Here is a 14,397-nt window from a genome sequence, read left to right as displayed (position 1 = left end):
GATCACGGCTCAACGGCGGCAGCGCGAGTCAGGACAATGAGAATCAAATTGCCAGCCGTCGTACTGCTCCCGTTGATCATCTCGGGACCGGCGCGAGCCGCGATGCTCAGCGACGCCGAGGCGACGTTTCTCGACCAGCTCGTCACCGCGTCCGCGGTGCTCGAACAACGATGCGTCGGCTACGAGGTCAATGGTGCCGGCAGTGTCCAACTCGGCGCCCGGCTTCTCGGCAGCACGGATGCCGCGATGGCGATGATCGACGCTTATGCGGCGGCCATTAAGACCCGCGATGGCGAGAGCTCCGATCCCGGTAAATTCCGCTCCGAAGTGTCCGACGCGGCCGGCAAAACGTTCAGGCGCGTCCGGACCGATCTGATCAGAAACCCGAAGAGAGCCTGCGCCGACTATGGCGATACCAGCGTGGATCGCGGCCTGCTGAGACGGTATTGAACGCGCATTCTGGCCTGCCGCGGCCTGACGGGAATCGGCGCCAGAGTGGGCCCGTGGGAGCGACATCTGCGTATGACGGCGGGGCGCAACGTACCCCGTTGCGCAGAACCGGTGCGCTCTCGCTGGCTAACCGTCCAGCACCTCTCGCACCTTCGCTGCGAGTTCCTCGACAGTGAAAGGCTTGCTGAGCACGGCCACGCCGGGTCTTGCCACACGATTTTGGAGCATCGCGTTGGGCGTATAGCCTGTCGTGAAAAGAACCTTCAGATCCGCTCGGCGCCGAAGCGCTTCTTCAGAGAGCTTCGCCCCGTTGATGTCCGGCATGACGATGTCTGTGAATAGCAGGTTGACGTCCGGGTTTTCGTCCAAAAGCTGCAGCGCCGCTTCTGCGCTTTCTGCCTCCATCACGCGGTAGCCCAGTTCAATCAATGCATCGACACTATACTGGCGCACTGCGGGCTCGTCCTCGACCACCAGTATAAGCTCGTGATTGTCGTCGGTAGGCAGGAACGCGGCTGCTTTTTCCGTGAAAACGGGCTCGGTCGCATCCACGAGCCTCGGTAGGTAGACCTTGAATGTTGTCCCTTCGCCGGGCTCCGAGTAGATCTTGACGTGGCCGCCCGACTGTTTGACGAAGCCGTATACCTGGCTGAGACCTAGGCCAGTGCCTTTGCCCACAGCCTTGGTGGTGAAGAAGGGGTCGAAGGCTTTGGCCATTACGTCCGCAGGCATGCCGGAGCCGGTGTCCGTCACCGCGATTAATACATATTGCCCTGCCAGGACGCCTGGTTCGCTTGCCAGATAGCGGTCGTCCAAATCAGCGTTGTGAGTTTCGATGGTGAGCCGGCCGCCCTCCGGCATTGCGTCGCGGGCATTCACGGCCAGGTTGAGAAGGACATTTTCAAGTTGGTTTGCATCGGCTGAGATGCGCCAGACGTCTGAATCCAGCACAGTCTCTAGCCTGACATCGCTGCCGAGTGAGCCGCGTATGAACCCGGACATCCCCGAGACGAGCTTGTTGATATCGATGGGTTGGGGCTTCAACGGCTGTTGCCGGGAGAACGCAAGGAGGCGCTGCGTAAGCAAGGCAGCGCGGCGCGCCCCGTCCATGGCAGCTTCGAGATAGCGCTTGGCGCGGGGGTCGATCTCGACCATTCGGCGCTTCAGAAGATCGAGTGAGCCCATCACGATCGACAACATGTTGTTGAAGTCGTGCGCGATGCCGCCCGTGAGATGCCCGACGGCTTCCATTTTTTGCGCTTGGCGGAGGGCCTCTTCGGCGGCTCTCAGAGCTTCGGCCTGCTCTTTCTGACGATGGATGTCACGACCGATACAGTGAAAAGCTCCCTTGCTGGCGGTGACCGACCAGGCGATCCAACGATAGGCTCCGTCTTTGCATAGGTAACGGTTCTCGAATTCGCCGGATTCATCGTTAGCCGCGAGTTCGTTGGCCCAGAGGCGCGATCCTTCGATGTCATCGGGGTGGATGAACTGCGTATAGGGTCGTCCCACGATCTCAGCCTGCGACCAGCCGAGCAGCGCTGGCCAGGCCGGATTGACCTCTCGGATGGTCGAGTCGAAAGCGACCACCGCGACCAACAGGTTGGTCCCACTCCAGAGCTGATTGCGCTCCTCCGTGCGCTCCTGAACCAGGTGTTCGAGCTGTTCGCGCGATCGGGCCAGGATCTCCCGAGCGGCGACCATGTCCTCGATGTCTGTACAGGTCCCGTACCAACGCAAGATCACACCATCTGCGTCGCGCACTGGCTGCGCACGTCCAAGCACCCATCGGTACTGCCCGGATCGATGACGGAGACGATACTCGATCTGATACGGTTCGCCGGTTTCCAGGGAGTGACGCCAAGCGGACCATGCGGCCTCTCGATCTTCGGGGTGGAACATTCCGTTCCAAGCTTCGCCGTCGGTGGAACCTTGTGGTACGCCGGTGAACTCGTACCAACGCTGATTGTAGAAGTCGTGGAACCCATCAGGTCGCGTCGACCAGATCATCTGGTCGATGGAGTTCGTGATCGCCGCGGCCCTGGCTTCGCTTTCCCGCAGCGCGGCTTCTGCAAGCACCTGGCCGGTGGTCTCCGCGACGGCGCAGAACATACCCATCACTTCGCCCGCAGGCTCGCGGACCGACGAGTAGGAGAAGGTGAACCAGGTCTGCTCGTCGTAGCCGCGCCGGTTCATGATGAGCGGCAGGTTCTCCTGCCAAGTTGCCTCGCCAGCCATGGCTTTTTGGATCAGGGGCGAGATATCGTCCCAGATCTCGGCCCAAATGTCATGGAAGCGAGCGCCGAAAGCGGCCGGATGCTTGTCGGCGAGGATCTCAGCGTAGGCGTCGTTGTAAATGAAACCGAGTTCCGGGCCCCAAGCCACGAACATCGGAAATTTCGAGTCCATCGCAAGACTGACGACCGACCGAAGCGTCGGTGACCACCCCTGCGGTGGGCCGAGCGGTGACCTGGACCAATCGCAGCTGTGCAAGAGCGCCTGGACCGGCGGGCCTCTCTCCGGCGGCTGTGCGCTAGGCAGGTCAACCATCAATGTTCTCGCAGCTCTGCGCCGCCGTACGGTCGATCATGGGCATGAGCCTCAACCAGTGCGCCAGCTGTTTGTTACCAACATACAGTTGAAACCCGTCTCGGCCAAAGGTGCAAGATCGGGTTCGGAACGCGAGGCGGAAGCCGAAATCGCGGCTTTGTCCGAACGAATCTCAGCGGTGTAAGTGGACGTCTTTCACTTATTCGGCGCGTCCCGACGTTCGACCTCGCCGCCCGCAATCCGCGCCAGATAATCCTTCTTGCTGAACTGCATATGATCGACGCAGAGCTGGGCCAGCGCCCAGCTGTCACGGCCCTTCAACAGCTCGATCATGAACTCGTGCTGGCGCCGCGATTGTGCCAGCCCGTCGCTGTCAGCGAGATTCTTGGCGCGCATCGGCAGGGTCAGGTTCATGTAGTCCTGCAGCGAGCGCACCAGATAGGGATTGCCGCAGGCCGAGAACAGCGCGAGGTGGAAGGCGTCGTTGGCTTCGTGGATGCCGCGCAGGTCCTGCAAATCCGCTCTCGCGCAATATTGCCGCTGCAATGCAGAGAGCTCGTCGATCAGGCCTTGCTGTGCGGGCAGGGGGATCATCAGCGCCGCCTGCCGGGTCAGCATCTCCCGGACCTCGTAGATCTGCCGGACCTCTTCGGCCGAATAGAACCGTACGGTGGCGCCGACATTCTTTTCGCGGCGGACGATGCCGCGGCGCTCCGCATCCACCAGCGCCTGGCGCACGAAGTGGCGCGAGGTGCCGTAAGCCGACATCAGCGCGTCTTCCGTGAGGCGCGCGCCGGGCGCGAGACGGCCGAAGATGATGTCCTCCTCGAGCCGCGCGACGATGTCGTCCGGATCGTCGCGCCGGACCGTCATGGCATCTGCGATGTGAGTGTCGGACATGCCCTCGGCCTCCCGGCGCCTGGCCGGTCCGTCCTGTGGAGCAGGGAAGGCTCGGATTGTCAATAATCCGGTCGCCGACCAGTACGCCGATCCGGAAAATAGCAGGTTTGACGTCTGTCTTATTGACAATCAAGGGGCAGGCTGTACGACAATGACCCGATAATGGGAGTGGTATGATGACGAGTGGGTTGCGCAAAGGGCTGACGAGCTATGGCGATGCCGGCTTCTCGCTGTTCCTGCGCAAGGCGTTCATCAAGGCCATGGGCTATTCCGATGACGCGCTGGAGCGCCCGATCGTCGGCATCACCAATACATACAGCGACTACAATCCTTGCCACGGCAATGTCCCGCAGATCATCGAGGCCGCCAAGCGCGGCGTGATGCTGTCGGGCGCGATGCCGTTCGTGTTCCCGACCATCTCGATCGCGGAGAGCTTTGCGCATCCGACTTCGATGTATCTGCGCAATCTGATGGCGATGGACACCGAGGAGATGATCCGCGCGCAGCCGATGGATTCGGTGATCGTCATCGGCGGCTGCGACAAGACACTGCCGGCGCAGGTGATGGCCGCAATCAGCGCCGATCTGCCGACGGTGGTCATTCCCGTTGGCCCCATGGTGGTTGGTCATCACAAGGGCGAGGTGCTGGGCGCCTGCACCGATTGCCGCCGTCTCTGGGGCAAGTATCGCGCCGGCGAAATGGACGATGTCGAGATCGAGGCGGTCAACGGCCGGCTCGCACCGTCTGTCGGTACCTGCATGGTGATGGGCACCGCCTCCACCATGGCTTGCATAATCGAGGCCATGGGCCTGTCGCTGCCGATGAGCGCGACGATTCCTGCGCCGCATGCGGAGCGCTTTCGGCTTGCCGAGGCGAGCGGCAGGGTGGCCGCCGAGATGGCCAAGACCAAGGGGCCGAAGCCGAGCGAGGTGCTGACGCCGGCATCTTTTAGGAATGCCCAGGTCGTGCTCCAGGCGATCGGCGGCTCGACCAACGGCCTGATCCATCTGACCGCGATGGCCCATCGCTCGCCGCACCGGCTCGATCTCGAAGTGTTCGACCAGATCGGCCGCGAGGTGCCCGTGCTGATCGATCTCAAGCCGTCGGGCGAGCACTACATGGAGCATTTCCATCACGCCGGCGGCGTGCCGAAACTGCTGGCGCAGCTTGGTGACCTCGTCGATCTCGATGCGAAGACCATCACCGGCGAGAGCCTGCGCGATGTCGTCGCCAACGCGGAAGACGTGCCCGGCCAGGAAGTGATCCGCCCGCGCGACAATCCGATCAAGAAGGAAGGTGGCCTCGCCGTGCTGCACGGTAACCTCGCCCCGCGCGGCGCGGTGATCAAGCAGTCAGCTGCAAGCCCGAAACTGTTGCAGCACACCGGACGTGCCGTGGTGTTCGAATCCGTCGAGGATATGACGCTGCGGGTTGACGATCCCGATCTCGACGTCACCGCCGATGACGTGCTGGTGCTGCGCAACGCCGGCCCCAAGGGCGCGCCCGGCATGCCCGAGGCGGGCTATCTGCCGATCCCGAAGAAGCTCGCGCGCGCCGGCACCAAGGACATGGTGCGCATTTCCGACGCACGCATGAGCGGCACCGCTTTCGGCACCATCGTGCTGCACATCACGCCGGAATCCGCCGTCGGCGGGCCACTGGCGCTGGTGAAGAACGGCGACATGATCCGCCTCGACGTCGCCAAGCGCAGCATCGAACTTCTGGTGGATGCGGCCGAGCTGGAACGGCGCCATGCCTCATTGAAGCCGGCAGCCGCTCCCGACGAGGCGCGGCGCGGCTATGCCTGGCTGTTCAACGAGACCATCATGCAGGCCGACGAGGGCTGCGATTTCGATTTCATGCAGAGGACTGGGAAGAAGACTGAGCAGAAAACTAAGAGAGGGTGACCAACCACCCGGAAGCGTAGCCCATACCGCACAAGCGGCGGGCGTTAAAAACAGGGGGAAACGATGATCGCACGATCCATGCCAAGATTCTTACATCGGCTGGCGGCAACGGCCGCGATCCTGTTCGTCACGGGCGCATCGGCACAGGAGGTGAAGCATTATCGCTTTGCCTACGACCAGCCGCGCAACACCGGCTATTCCATCGCGGGCGACCTCTTTGCCGACAAGCTCAAGGAATTGAGCAAAGGCACCATGATCATCGACCAATATCCGGGCGCGCAGCTCGGGCAGGAGCCGCAGGTGCTTCAGCTCGTGAAAGCGGGCGACGTCGAATTTGCGATCATCTCCTCGGCGAACACCGCGACGATCTCGCCGCAAGCGGGCGTGATGTCGTTGCACTTCCTCTTCCGCGACGAGAACCACGTGGTCAAGGGTCTGGCCGATCCAAAAGTGTTCGCAGCGCTCAAGACCATGATCGACGAGACCACGCAGGGTCTGCATGTGATCGCGACCGGCTCGCAGGGCGTGCGCCACATGTACTCCAAGAAGGAGATCCACAATGTCGGCGACATCAAGGGCCTGAAGATCCGGGTGCAGGCGACCGCGACCGAGGACACCATGTTCCCGGCCTACGGCGCCCAGACCGTGCACATGCCGTTCGGCAGCGTCTACACGAGCCTGCAGACCGGCGTCGTCGACGTCGCCGAGAACAGCATCAATGTCTACCTCGTCAACAAGCACTACGAGGTCGCGCCGGTCCTGAACATCACCGAGCATGAGGCCAACAACGCGCTGGTGTTCATCTCCGATAAGCTCTGGCAGAGCCTGTCGGCCGAGCAGAAGGGGTGGGTGCAGGCGGCGGGGAACGAGGTCAGCTCCAAGGAGCCGCAGAAGGCCTTCGACCTCGAACGCACCGCGGCAGAGAAGCTGAAGAAGATGGGCGTGAAGATCGTCGACAACGTCGACAAGAAGACCTTCACGGCGATCGCCGATCCCTATCTCGACAAGCTCGCCAAGGAGCTCGGCCCGCACGCCGAGAAGATCAAGGATTTGATCCGCTCGATCAACTAGGCCGCCCGCGGAAATGTCCGTGCCTTCACGAGTCGTCCCGGCGAAAGCCGGGACCCATACGCCGCGGCGAAGCTTGGGGCAGGATAGCCGCCAGCTTGCTTTGACCACACGCAGCTGGGGCTATGGGTCCCGGCCCCCGTGCGCAGTAGCGCACTAGGCAGGGACGACATTGATGGCCATCGCCGACAAACTGCTGGTGCAACGACAGCGCCACCTCAAATGGCGCGGGCTCGACTGGCTCGAGCTCACCTTGATGATCCTCTGCGGCGTGCTCTGCTTCGGCTTCTCGCTGTCGGTGACCGCCGACATCGTCACCCGCACCATCGGCCATCCCTGGCTCTGGCTCCAGGAAGTGACCTCGACGCTGTTCATCTATGCGATTTTCGTCGGCACCGCGGCTGCGACCCGGCGCAACGACCATCTCTATCTCACCGCGATCTCCGAGGCGATGCACGGCACGCCGCGTCTGATCGTCGAGATCATCATCCGGATCGTGGTGCTCGGCGTCGCCTTCTGCCTGATCGTCTACGGCTATCAGAACTATCTCCGCGGCTTCGGCAGTTTCCGCCTGCCGTCGGGCACGCCGATTGCCTCGCTCTACGCGATCATCCCGCTGTCGGGCGTGCTGATCGGCCTGTTCACCGTCGAGCAGCTCGTCAACGGTCTGCGCAACGGCTTTGACCACCCCGAGCCGCCCGAGGAGGACGACGGGACGCCTGTCATCACCGACGTACAGATGAGGGCGCAGCCGTGAGCGCACCCATTGTTCTGGCGTTGATGACGGTCTGCTTCCTGTCCTTCGGCTATCTCGGTGTGCCCGTGCCGTTCTCGCTGATGGCCGGTGTCTTCATCGGCGCGCTGCTGTCGGACGTCTCGCTCGCCGCGATCATCCAGAAAATCTTCGACGGCGTCGATTCCGAGGCGCTGCTGGCAATCCCGTTCTTCCTGCTGGTCGGCGAACTCATGAGCTCGGCCAATGTGGTGGTTCGAATAGCCAACCTCTCGGTGTCGCTGGTAGGGCATATCAGAGGCGGCCTGTCGCAGGTCGTGGTCGTCTTCAGCATGTTCTTCTCGGAAATGTCGGGCTCGACCACGGCCGACGTCGCCGTGATGAGCCGCGCTCTGGGCGGCCCGATGAAGCGCGAGGGTTATGAGCCCGCCTTCATCGCCGCCATCATCGCATCTGCCTCGACGATTGCGGCGCTGGTGCCGCCGAGCATCACCGCGGTGGTCTATGGCGCCGTCGGCAACGTCTCGATCGCCGGCCTGTTCATGGCAGGCGTCGTGCCGGGCCTGATGATCGGCTTCGGGTTGATGATCTACTGCTATTTCTTCGGGCCCTCCGGCCTGCGCAAGCCGCGCGCGCCGCTGCGGCAGGTGGTGTTCGCGGCCGGCGACGCGGCGCTACCGCTGATGATCCCCGTGATCCTGTTGGGCGGCATTCTGACCGGCTGGTTCACGCCGACGGAAGCCGGCGTCGTTGCCGTGGTCTGGATTGTCGCGGTCGTGATCCCCGCGCTCAACCGCGGCCATATCAGGAAGATTCCGTACGATTTCTGCCTTGCGGGCCTGATCTTCTCGCTGCCGCTGATCACGATCGGCGCCGCCAACGCGTTCGGCTGGATGCTCGCGTACTTGCGCGGTGCAAGCTACATCGCCGAAGTCATCACGTCGCTCGCGGGCAACGATCCGCATCTGATCATGCTCTTGATGGTGCTGCTGTTCACGATCGTCGGCGATTTCATCGAGCCGGTGCCGACCATCATCATCTTCATGCCGTTGGTCAACACGCTGACGGAAGCCGGCGACATCAACGCCGTGCATATGGGCGTGGTGCTGATCGCCACGCTCGCCTTCGGCCTGATCACGCCGCCTTACGGTCTGGTGCTGCTGATGGCCTCGAAATTCGTCGGCGTCAGTTTCGCGAAGGCGCTACGCGCCGCGTTGCCGATCTATCTGGTGTTCCTCGGGACGATCGCGTTCGCGATCTACTTCCCGAGCGTGGTGCTGTGGCTGCCGCGCCAAGTGCTCCCGGAGTCGGTCGGCTGCTTCAAGTCGCCGGCGGGGACGGGGTATATCTGTCCGCAGTAAGAGCTACTTGCCTTTACTCGTGAATTTCTTCACGGCGGTTCGAAACTCCTCCGTGTTCATCGCCATGATGATCTTGTGCTCCTCGGCGTCGAGTTGCTGCTTCACCGGCGTGGTGGCCGCGGAATAGACCAGCGACTTGGTGCCCCCGATTGCGGCCGGCGGGTTCTGCGCGAGACGTTCGGCAAGCAGCCGCGTGGCCGCTTTCAGCTCAGTCGCAGGGACGGTCTTGGCAACCAGGCCCCATTCATAGGCTTGCTGTGCGGTAAAATTGTCCTCCGCCAGGAAAATCTGCAGCGCGCGGCGCGAGCCGACCGTGTTGACGATGCCGACCGTAGATCCGCCATCCGGCGACACCCCGATCTTGGCGTAGGCCGGCGTGAATTTGGCATCCTCCGCAGCGATGCAGAGATCGGTGACAAAGGCGAGGCCCATGCCGGCGCCGGCCGCCGAGCCGTGCACGCTGGACAGCGAGACCTTCGGCATGCGCCGGATGATCTCGATGAAGGCATGATAGTGCTTCAAGAGCTCGCCGACGACAGGCGTCACCGTGTTGGCCTCAGCCGCCGCACCGATCGTCTGCAGATCGCCGCCGGCCGAGAAGGCGCGGCCTTCGCCTTCGAGGACCACGACCCTGATATCGTCGGCGCCTTCGATGTAAGCCGCAAGCTGTTCGAGCTTTTGCGCAATCGCCAGGTTGATCGAATTGAACGCGGCGGGCCGGTTCAGCGTGACGGTCGCGATTGGGCCCTCGATCCGCAGCAAGGCGGGATCGTCGGGCTGGGAGACGGGAGCTGGCATCTTGAAATCCCCGGCATGAGATTGGAGCTCGAACTAAAACGCAGAAGGCGAGGGGTGACAATCCCCGGCAGGCGCCCTTGCGCAATGCGGAACGATAGGCTCAAATGGACCGGCCTTCGTCAGGGACGGACACGAGCGCCGGCTCCTCCTGGGCAAGCAAGCCAAAATCAGCGCGAGAGGAGACGACATGGGTGACGCTCGTGTCTTGCGGAAATGGGCTGTCCGATGACGGATGGTCCGGTGGTCATTGTCGGTGCCGGCCATGGCGGCTACCAGCTCGCGGCATCCCTGCGTCAGGCGGGCTTTTCTGCTGCTATCTGCCTGATCAACGACGAGGCGCATCTGCCCTATCAGCGGCCGCCTTTGTCCAAGGCCTACATCAAGGGTTCCGCCGGACCGGAGAGCCTGATGTTCCGGCCGGAGAAATTCTACCAGGACCAGACCATCGAGCTGGTCGCGGACCGCGCCGTGTCGATCGACCGCGCGGGGCGCAAGGTGCTGCTCGCCTCGGGCAGGACGCTGCCCTACGGCCACCTCGTGCTGGCGACCGGCGCGCGCAACCGGCTGCTCGATCTGCCCAATGCGAACCTTCCGGACGTGAAATATTTGCGCATCCTCGACGAGAGCGAGGCGCTGCGAACGATCATGCCGTCGAAGACCCGGGTGGTGGTGATCGGAGCCGGCTTCATCGGCCTCGAATTCGCAGCCACCGCGCGCATCAAGGGCCTCGAGGTCGACGTGCTCGAACTCGCCCCGCGCGTGATGGCGCGCGCGGTGACGGCGGAGGTCTCGGAGTATTTTCAGGCGCGGCATCGCGAGGCCGGCATCCGCATTCACCTCGGCGTACAGGCAACGTCCATCGAGGCGGAGGACGGCAAGGTCACCGGCGTCTCCTTGAGCGACGGAAGGCATCTGCCGGCGGATCTCGTCGTGGTCGGCGTCGGCGTGCTGCCGAACATCGAGCTTGCGGCGGAGGCGGGGCTGCCGGTCGCGGCCGGTATCATCGTCGACGAATATCTCTCGACGGCTGATCCCGATATCTCGGCGATCGGCGATTGCGCGCTGTTCAAGAGCCCGCGCTTCGGCGGTTCGCTGCGGGTAGAATCGGTGCAGAATGCCACCGATCACGCGCGCTGCCTCGCGGCGCGGCTGACTGGCGACCGCAAGGCCTATGACAGCCATCCCTGGTTCTGGAGCGACCAGGGCGAGGACAAGCTCCAGATCGCGGGCCTCACCACCGGCTACGACCGCGTCGTGCTGCGCGGCGATCCCGCCAGGAAGGCGTTCTCGGCGTTCTGCTACAAGGGGGACAATCTGCTCGGCATCGAATCGATCAACCGTGCCGGCGACCACATGTTCGGCCGCCGCCTGTTCGGCCTGGATCGCTCGATCACTCCGGAGCAGGCCGCCGATGAAAGCTTCGACCTGAAGGGCGCGCTGGCGTGAGTCTCTTCTCCCTCTCTCCGTTCTTACGGGGAGAGGGTTGGGGTGAGGGGCTCTCTCCGCAAGGGAGATGAGAGTGAAACCTGTACCCCCTCACCCGGATTGCTTCGCAATCCGACCTCTCCCCGCAAGCGGGGCGAGGTAAGAAAGGCATCAGTTCGCATCGATGACCGCGACGACTTCCCCAGCCGTCGGCATCGACGGTCCCGCGCCCATGCGCTGCACGGAGATCGAGGCGGCGGCATTGGCGAAGGCGAGTGCCGGGCGCAAGTCGACACCGTCGGCGAGTTGCGCCGCGAGCGCTCCCACAAAACAATCGCCTGCGCCCGTGGTGTCGACCGCCTTCACCGCGCGGCCTTTCACCGAAATCTCCTCGTGTCCCGCGAGCGCCAGCACGCCGCGCTTGCCGAGGGTGACGCAGATGGCCTGGTCCTGGCGCGCCCGAAGTTTTCGCGCGACGTCGATGATCCGCGCGGCCTCGTCACTGTCGGACAACTCCACGCCGGCGAGGAGGCCGAGCTCGGTCTCGTTCAGTACGAGGATGTCGACCAGCGCGAGCAATTCGCTCGACATGGTTTGTGCCGGGGCCGGATTGAGCAGCGTCGTGGCTCCGGCGTCGCGAGCCCGCCGGAAGAACGCGGCGATCGTCGGCAGCGGGATCTCGAATTGGCTGACCGCGACATCGCCCTTCGCCAGCGGCGCGGCCGCGACGTCGTCGACGCCGACGAGCGCATTGCTGCCGGGAATGACGACGATGGTGTTGTCGGCCTCCGCCACTGTGATGATGGCCGTGCCGGTGTGCGCCTCGGCCGTCTCGCGGATCGCGCCGAGATCGATACCTTGTGTGCCGAGGAACGTCCTCAGCTCACCGCCGAACGAATCCTTGCCCAGCCGGCCTATCAACGTGGTCCGCGCGCCAAGCCGCGACGCCGCGACCGCCTGGTTGGCGCCCTTGCCGCCGGGAAAATACAGCACCCGCTTGCCGGCGACGGTCTCGCCGACTTTCGGATGGCGATCGGCCGTCGCCACCACATCCATGTTGATGCTGCCGGCGACGAAGACGCGCCCCATAAAAAACCTCGGATGAGAGACCTCGGCGAACGCTAGACCCTGACCTCGAACTCGTGCCTGACCTTGGCGATGTCGACCAGCGTCGGCAGGCCGGCTTCGTTGCCAAGACGCTGGATCTTGAAGGTCGAGGCTGCCCGGGCAAAATCGAAATGCTCGCGCCAGCTTTTGCCGGGATGGGCAAGATAGGAATAGACATAGGCGCCGTGGAAGACGTCGCCGGCGCCGTTGGTGTCGATCACGCGCTCGCGCGGAATCGGCATCGCCGGCATCACCTGCACCGTTCCGGTCTCGTCGTACCAGAGCAGGCCCTTCTCGCCCATGGTGATGCCGCCGATCTTGCAGCCGCGGCTCTTGAGGTAGTCCAGCATCTTCTCCGGCGTCAGGTCCATCTGCTCGCACAGGCGCTCGGCAACGATGGCGACGTCGATGAATTCCAATAGCTCATGCGTGTTGGTGCGCAGGCCGCCACCGTCGAGCGAGGTCAAGATGCCGGCCTCGCGGCAGACTTTCGCGTAGTGGATCGCCGCGTCGGGCTGATGGCCGTCGACATGCAGCGCGCGGCAGCCGCCGAGATTGAGCATCGGGAACGGATGGATGTGGTCGTCGTCGCGGCAGCGGACGATGGCGCGCTTGCCGTCCTTGGGCATGATGAAGGACAGCGAGGACTGGTTGACCTTCCGCCCATGCAGCGAGATCGCATATTTCGCGCACATGTCCATGAACATGCGGCCGAGCCAGTCATTGGCCGCCGTGGCGATCAGATCGGGCACGATGCCGAGCTTGGCGCAGCAGAACGCCGCCGTCACCGCATTGCCGCCGAAGGAAACCGCGTAGTCGGAAGCCACGTGCTTCTCGTCGCCGGTCGGCATGTGGTCGGTAATGAAGACGACGTCGATATAGGTCTGTCCGATGAAGAGAGCCTGCATTGCTTGTCCGTGATGCGCTTTGTGGTCCCGGCCGGCGCGCTTACTGTAACACCGGTTCCGCCGCGGGACCGCTGAAATTATTCGCAAAACCGCCGCTGGGAGTGCTTGAGGTCGGCATGCGGCCGGAATACGACCATCACCGGGCAATGCCAAGCCCGGACAAACGCCGTCTCTCGGTCCACGGTTCCGGGCCGATAACAGGGGGAAACATGATCACCGGCCTCGATCACGTCGTCGCACTGGTCAGGGATATCGGTGCGGCCAAGGCAGCCTATCAGACGCTGCTCGGGCGCGCGCCGGCCTGGCAGAATTCGGGCGAGGGCGCCGACCGGGTGCTGTTCACTCTCGCGAACATGACCATCGAATTGATGGCGCCGAACGGCTTCAGCGTGACCGCCGACCGCATGCGCGCGTTGCTCGGCGACCAGGAAGGCGTGCTCGCCAGCCTGTGCTTTCGTGTCGCGGACATGAGCAAGATGCATCGGCGGCTGGAGCGGGTCGCGCTCAAGCCGGATCCGGTTGCCGAGGTCGAAAGCCGCGATGCAGAGAGCGGCGCGGCCCTGCACTGGAAGCGGACGCGCGCCGCCACGGAGCTCACGCGCGGCGTGCGCATTTTCTTCCTCGAACTGGCTGCTGAGCGTCCGCTTTCGCCGGCAACCGATATTGCGCCGATCGATGCGCTCGACCACGTCGTGATCACCACCGAGGATTCCGATCGCGCCGCCGCGCTCTATGGCGCGCGGCTCGGGCTCGATCTGGCGCTCGACCGCTCGCATCAGGATTGGGGCCAGCTGATGTTCTTCCGCTGCGGCGATCTCGTCGTCGAGGTGGTCCGCCGTCCCGTCGCGGGCGGCGATCCCCAGCATGACCGCCTCTGGGGCCTGAGCTGGCGGGTGACCGACATCGATGCTACGCGCGCCCGCCTGATCGCCGCCGGCCTCGAAATCAGCGAAGTGCGCAACGGCCGCAAGCCCGGCACGCGGATCGTGACGGTGCGGACCGGCACCTGCGGCATCCAGACGGTCCTGCTGGAGCGCTCGCCGAAGCCGGTGGATTGAGGGAGTCATTCCGGGGCGTCGCGAAGCGACGAGCCCGGAATCCATTCCTCCACTTGCCCTGTCGCACGATGGATTCCGGGCTCGCGCCCAAGAGGGCGCGCCCCGGAATGACCACGTTTCTCAAACGCGCGC

12 protein-coding genes are annotated in these 14,397 nt (G+C 63.8%); 7 read left to right on the top strand and 5 right to left on the bottom strand.

Features of this window, described 5'->3' with window-relative positions:
- Positions 1–36 precede the first annotated feature (36 nt).
- Positions 37–450: a hypothetical protein gene (locus AC0L2F_RS04375; RefSeq protein ID WP_473247802.1), complete on the top strand. Its 414-nt coding sequence runs from the start codon at positions 37–39 to the stop codon at positions 448–450.
- 126 nt (positions 451–576) lie between these two features.
- On the opposite strand, the gene AC0L2F_RS04370 is transcribed toward AC0L2F_RS04375, so the two are convergent.
- The gene (locus AC0L2F_RS04370) at positions 577–2,841 is read right to left on the bottom strand and encodes a hybrid sensor histidine kinase/response regulator (RefSeq protein ID WP_245313418.1); all 2,265 of its coding nucleotides are present in this window, start codon (positions 2,839–2,841) and stop codon (positions 577–579) included.
- Positions 2,842–3,195: 354 nt separating this feature from the next.
- Positions 3,196–3,900 (bottom strand): GntR family transcriptional regulator, encoded by a 705-nt coding sequence (locus AC0L2F_RS04365; protein ID WP_063993224.1) that lies wholly within the window; start codon positions 3,898–3,900, stop codon positions 3,196–3,198.
- A gap of 176 nt (positions 3,901–4,076) precedes the next feature.
- Between AC0L2F_RS04365 and AC0L2F_RS04360 the strand changes: the two genes are divergently transcribed.
- From AC0L2F_RS04360 to AC0L2F_RS04345, 4 genes are all read left to right on the top strand, one after another.
- Positions 4,077–5,807: an IlvD/Edd family dehydratase gene (locus AC0L2F_RS04360; protein ID WP_473247611.1), complete on the top strand. Its 1,731-nt coding sequence runs from the start codon at positions 4,077–4,079 to the stop codon at positions 5,805–5,807.
- Positions 5,808–5,870: 63 nt separating this feature from the next.
- Positions 5,871–6,878, top strand: coding sequence for a TRAP transporter substrate-binding protein (locus tag AC0L2F_RS04355; RefSeq protein ID WP_473247610.1), 1,008 nt, complete (start codon positions 5,871–5,873; stop codon positions 6,876–6,878).
- A gap of 172 nt (positions 6,879–7,050) precedes the next feature.
- Positions 7,051–7,632 (top strand): TRAP transporter small permease, encoded by a 582-nt coding sequence (locus tag AC0L2F_RS04350; RefSeq protein ID WP_473247609.1) that lies wholly within the window; start codon positions 7,051–7,053, stop codon positions 7,630–7,632.
- Positions 7,629–8,969 (top strand): TRAP transporter large permease, encoded by a 1,341-nt coding sequence (locus AC0L2F_RS04345; protein ID WP_007607804.1) that lies wholly within the window; start codon positions 7,629–7,631, stop codon positions 8,967–8,969. Before AC0L2F_RS04350 ends, AC0L2F_RS04345 begins: the two co-directional genes overlap by 4 nt.
- A 3-nt stretch (positions 8,970–8,972) precedes the next feature.
- Here AC0L2F_RS04345 and AC0L2F_RS04340 read toward each other — a convergent pair whose 3' ends face one another.
- Positions 8,973–9,767, bottom strand: a complete 795-nt coding sequence (locus AC0L2F_RS04340; RefSeq protein ID WP_473247608.1) for an enoyl-CoA hydratase/isomerase family protein — start codon at positions 9,765–9,767, stop codon at positions 8,973–8,975.
- Between the two features lie 225 nt (positions 9,768–9,992).
- Between AC0L2F_RS04340 and AC0L2F_RS04335 the strand changes: the two genes are divergently transcribed.
- A complete protein-coding gene (locus AC0L2F_RS04335) occupies positions 9,993–11,213 on the top strand; it encodes an NAD(P)/FAD-dependent oxidoreductase (RefSeq protein ID WP_473247607.1) in 1,221 nt (406 codons plus the stop codon).
- Between the two features lie 150 nt (positions 11,214–11,363).
- On the opposite strand, the gene rbsK is transcribed toward AC0L2F_RS04335, so the two are convergent.
- Positions 11,364–12,281, bottom strand: a complete 918-nt coding sequence (gene rbsK, locus AC0L2F_RS04330) for a ribokinase (RefSeq protein WP_473247606.1) — start codon at positions 12,279–12,281, stop codon at positions 11,364–11,366.
- 32 nt (positions 12,282–12,313) lie between these two features.
- Positions 12,314–13,207: a sugar kinase gene (locus AC0L2F_RS04325; protein WP_007593904.1), complete on the bottom strand. Its 894-nt coding sequence runs from the start codon at positions 13,205–13,207 to the stop codon at positions 12,314–12,316.
- Between the two features lie 209 nt (positions 13,208–13,416).
- On the opposite strand from AC0L2F_RS04325, the gene AC0L2F_RS04320 reads away from it, so the two are divergent.
- On the top strand, positions 13,417–14,265 hold the full coding sequence (locus AC0L2F_RS04320) for a VOC family protein (protein ID WP_473247605.1): 849 nt from the start codon (positions 13,417–13,419) through the stop codon (positions 14,263–14,265).
- The last annotated feature ends 132 nt before the right edge of the window (positions 14,266–14,397 follow it).

The organism is Bradyrhizobium sp. Ken64 (assembly GCF_055807555.1).
This window is presented reverse-complemented; position numbering and strand designations above follow the sequence as displayed.

Excerpts from the sequence above, each read along its gene's own strand:
- AC0L2F_RS04375 (WP_473247802.1), top strand. The coding sequence starts at position 37 with ATGAGAATCAAATTGCCAGCCGTCGTACTGCTCCCGTTGATCATCTCG.
- AC0L2F_RS04370 (WP_245313418.1), bottom strand. The coding sequence starts at position 2,841 with ATGTTCGTGGCTTGGGGCCCGGAACTCGGTTTCATTTACAACGACGCC.
- AC0L2F_RS04365 (WP_063993224.1), bottom strand. The coding sequence starts at position 3,900 with ATGTCCGACACTCACATCGCAGATGCCATGACGGTCCGGCGCGACGAT.
- AC0L2F_RS04360 (WP_473247611.1), top strand. The coding sequence starts at position 4,077 with ATGACGAGTGGGTTGCGCAAAGGGCTGACGAGCTATGGCGATGCCGGC.
- AC0L2F_RS04355 (WP_473247610.1), top strand. The coding sequence starts at position 5,871 with ATGATCGCACGATCCATGCCAAGATTCTTACATCGGCTGGCGGCAACG.
- AC0L2F_RS04350 (WP_473247609.1), top strand. The coding sequence starts at position 7,051 with ATGGCCATCGCCGACAAACTGCTGGTGCAACGACAGCGCCACCTCAAA.
- AC0L2F_RS04340 (WP_473247608.1), bottom strand. The coding sequence starts at position 9,767 with ATGCCAGCTCCCGTCTCCCAGCCCGACGATCCCGCCTTGCTGCGGATC.
- AC0L2F_RS04335 (WP_473247607.1), top strand. The coding sequence starts at position 9,993 with ATGACGGATGGTCCGGTGGTCATTGTCGGTGCCGGCCATGGCGGCTAC.
- rbsK (WP_473247606.1), bottom strand. The coding sequence starts at position 12,281 with ATGGGGCGCGTCTTCGTCGCCGGCAGCATCAACATGGATGTGGTGGCG.
- AC0L2F_RS04325 (WP_007593904.1), bottom strand. The coding sequence starts at position 13,207 with ATGCAGGCTCTCTTCATCGGACAGACCTATATCGACGTCGTCTTCATT.
- AC0L2F_RS04320 (WP_473247605.1), top strand. The coding sequence starts at position 13,417 with ATGATCACCGGCCTCGATCACGTCGTCGCACTGGTCAGGGATATCGGT.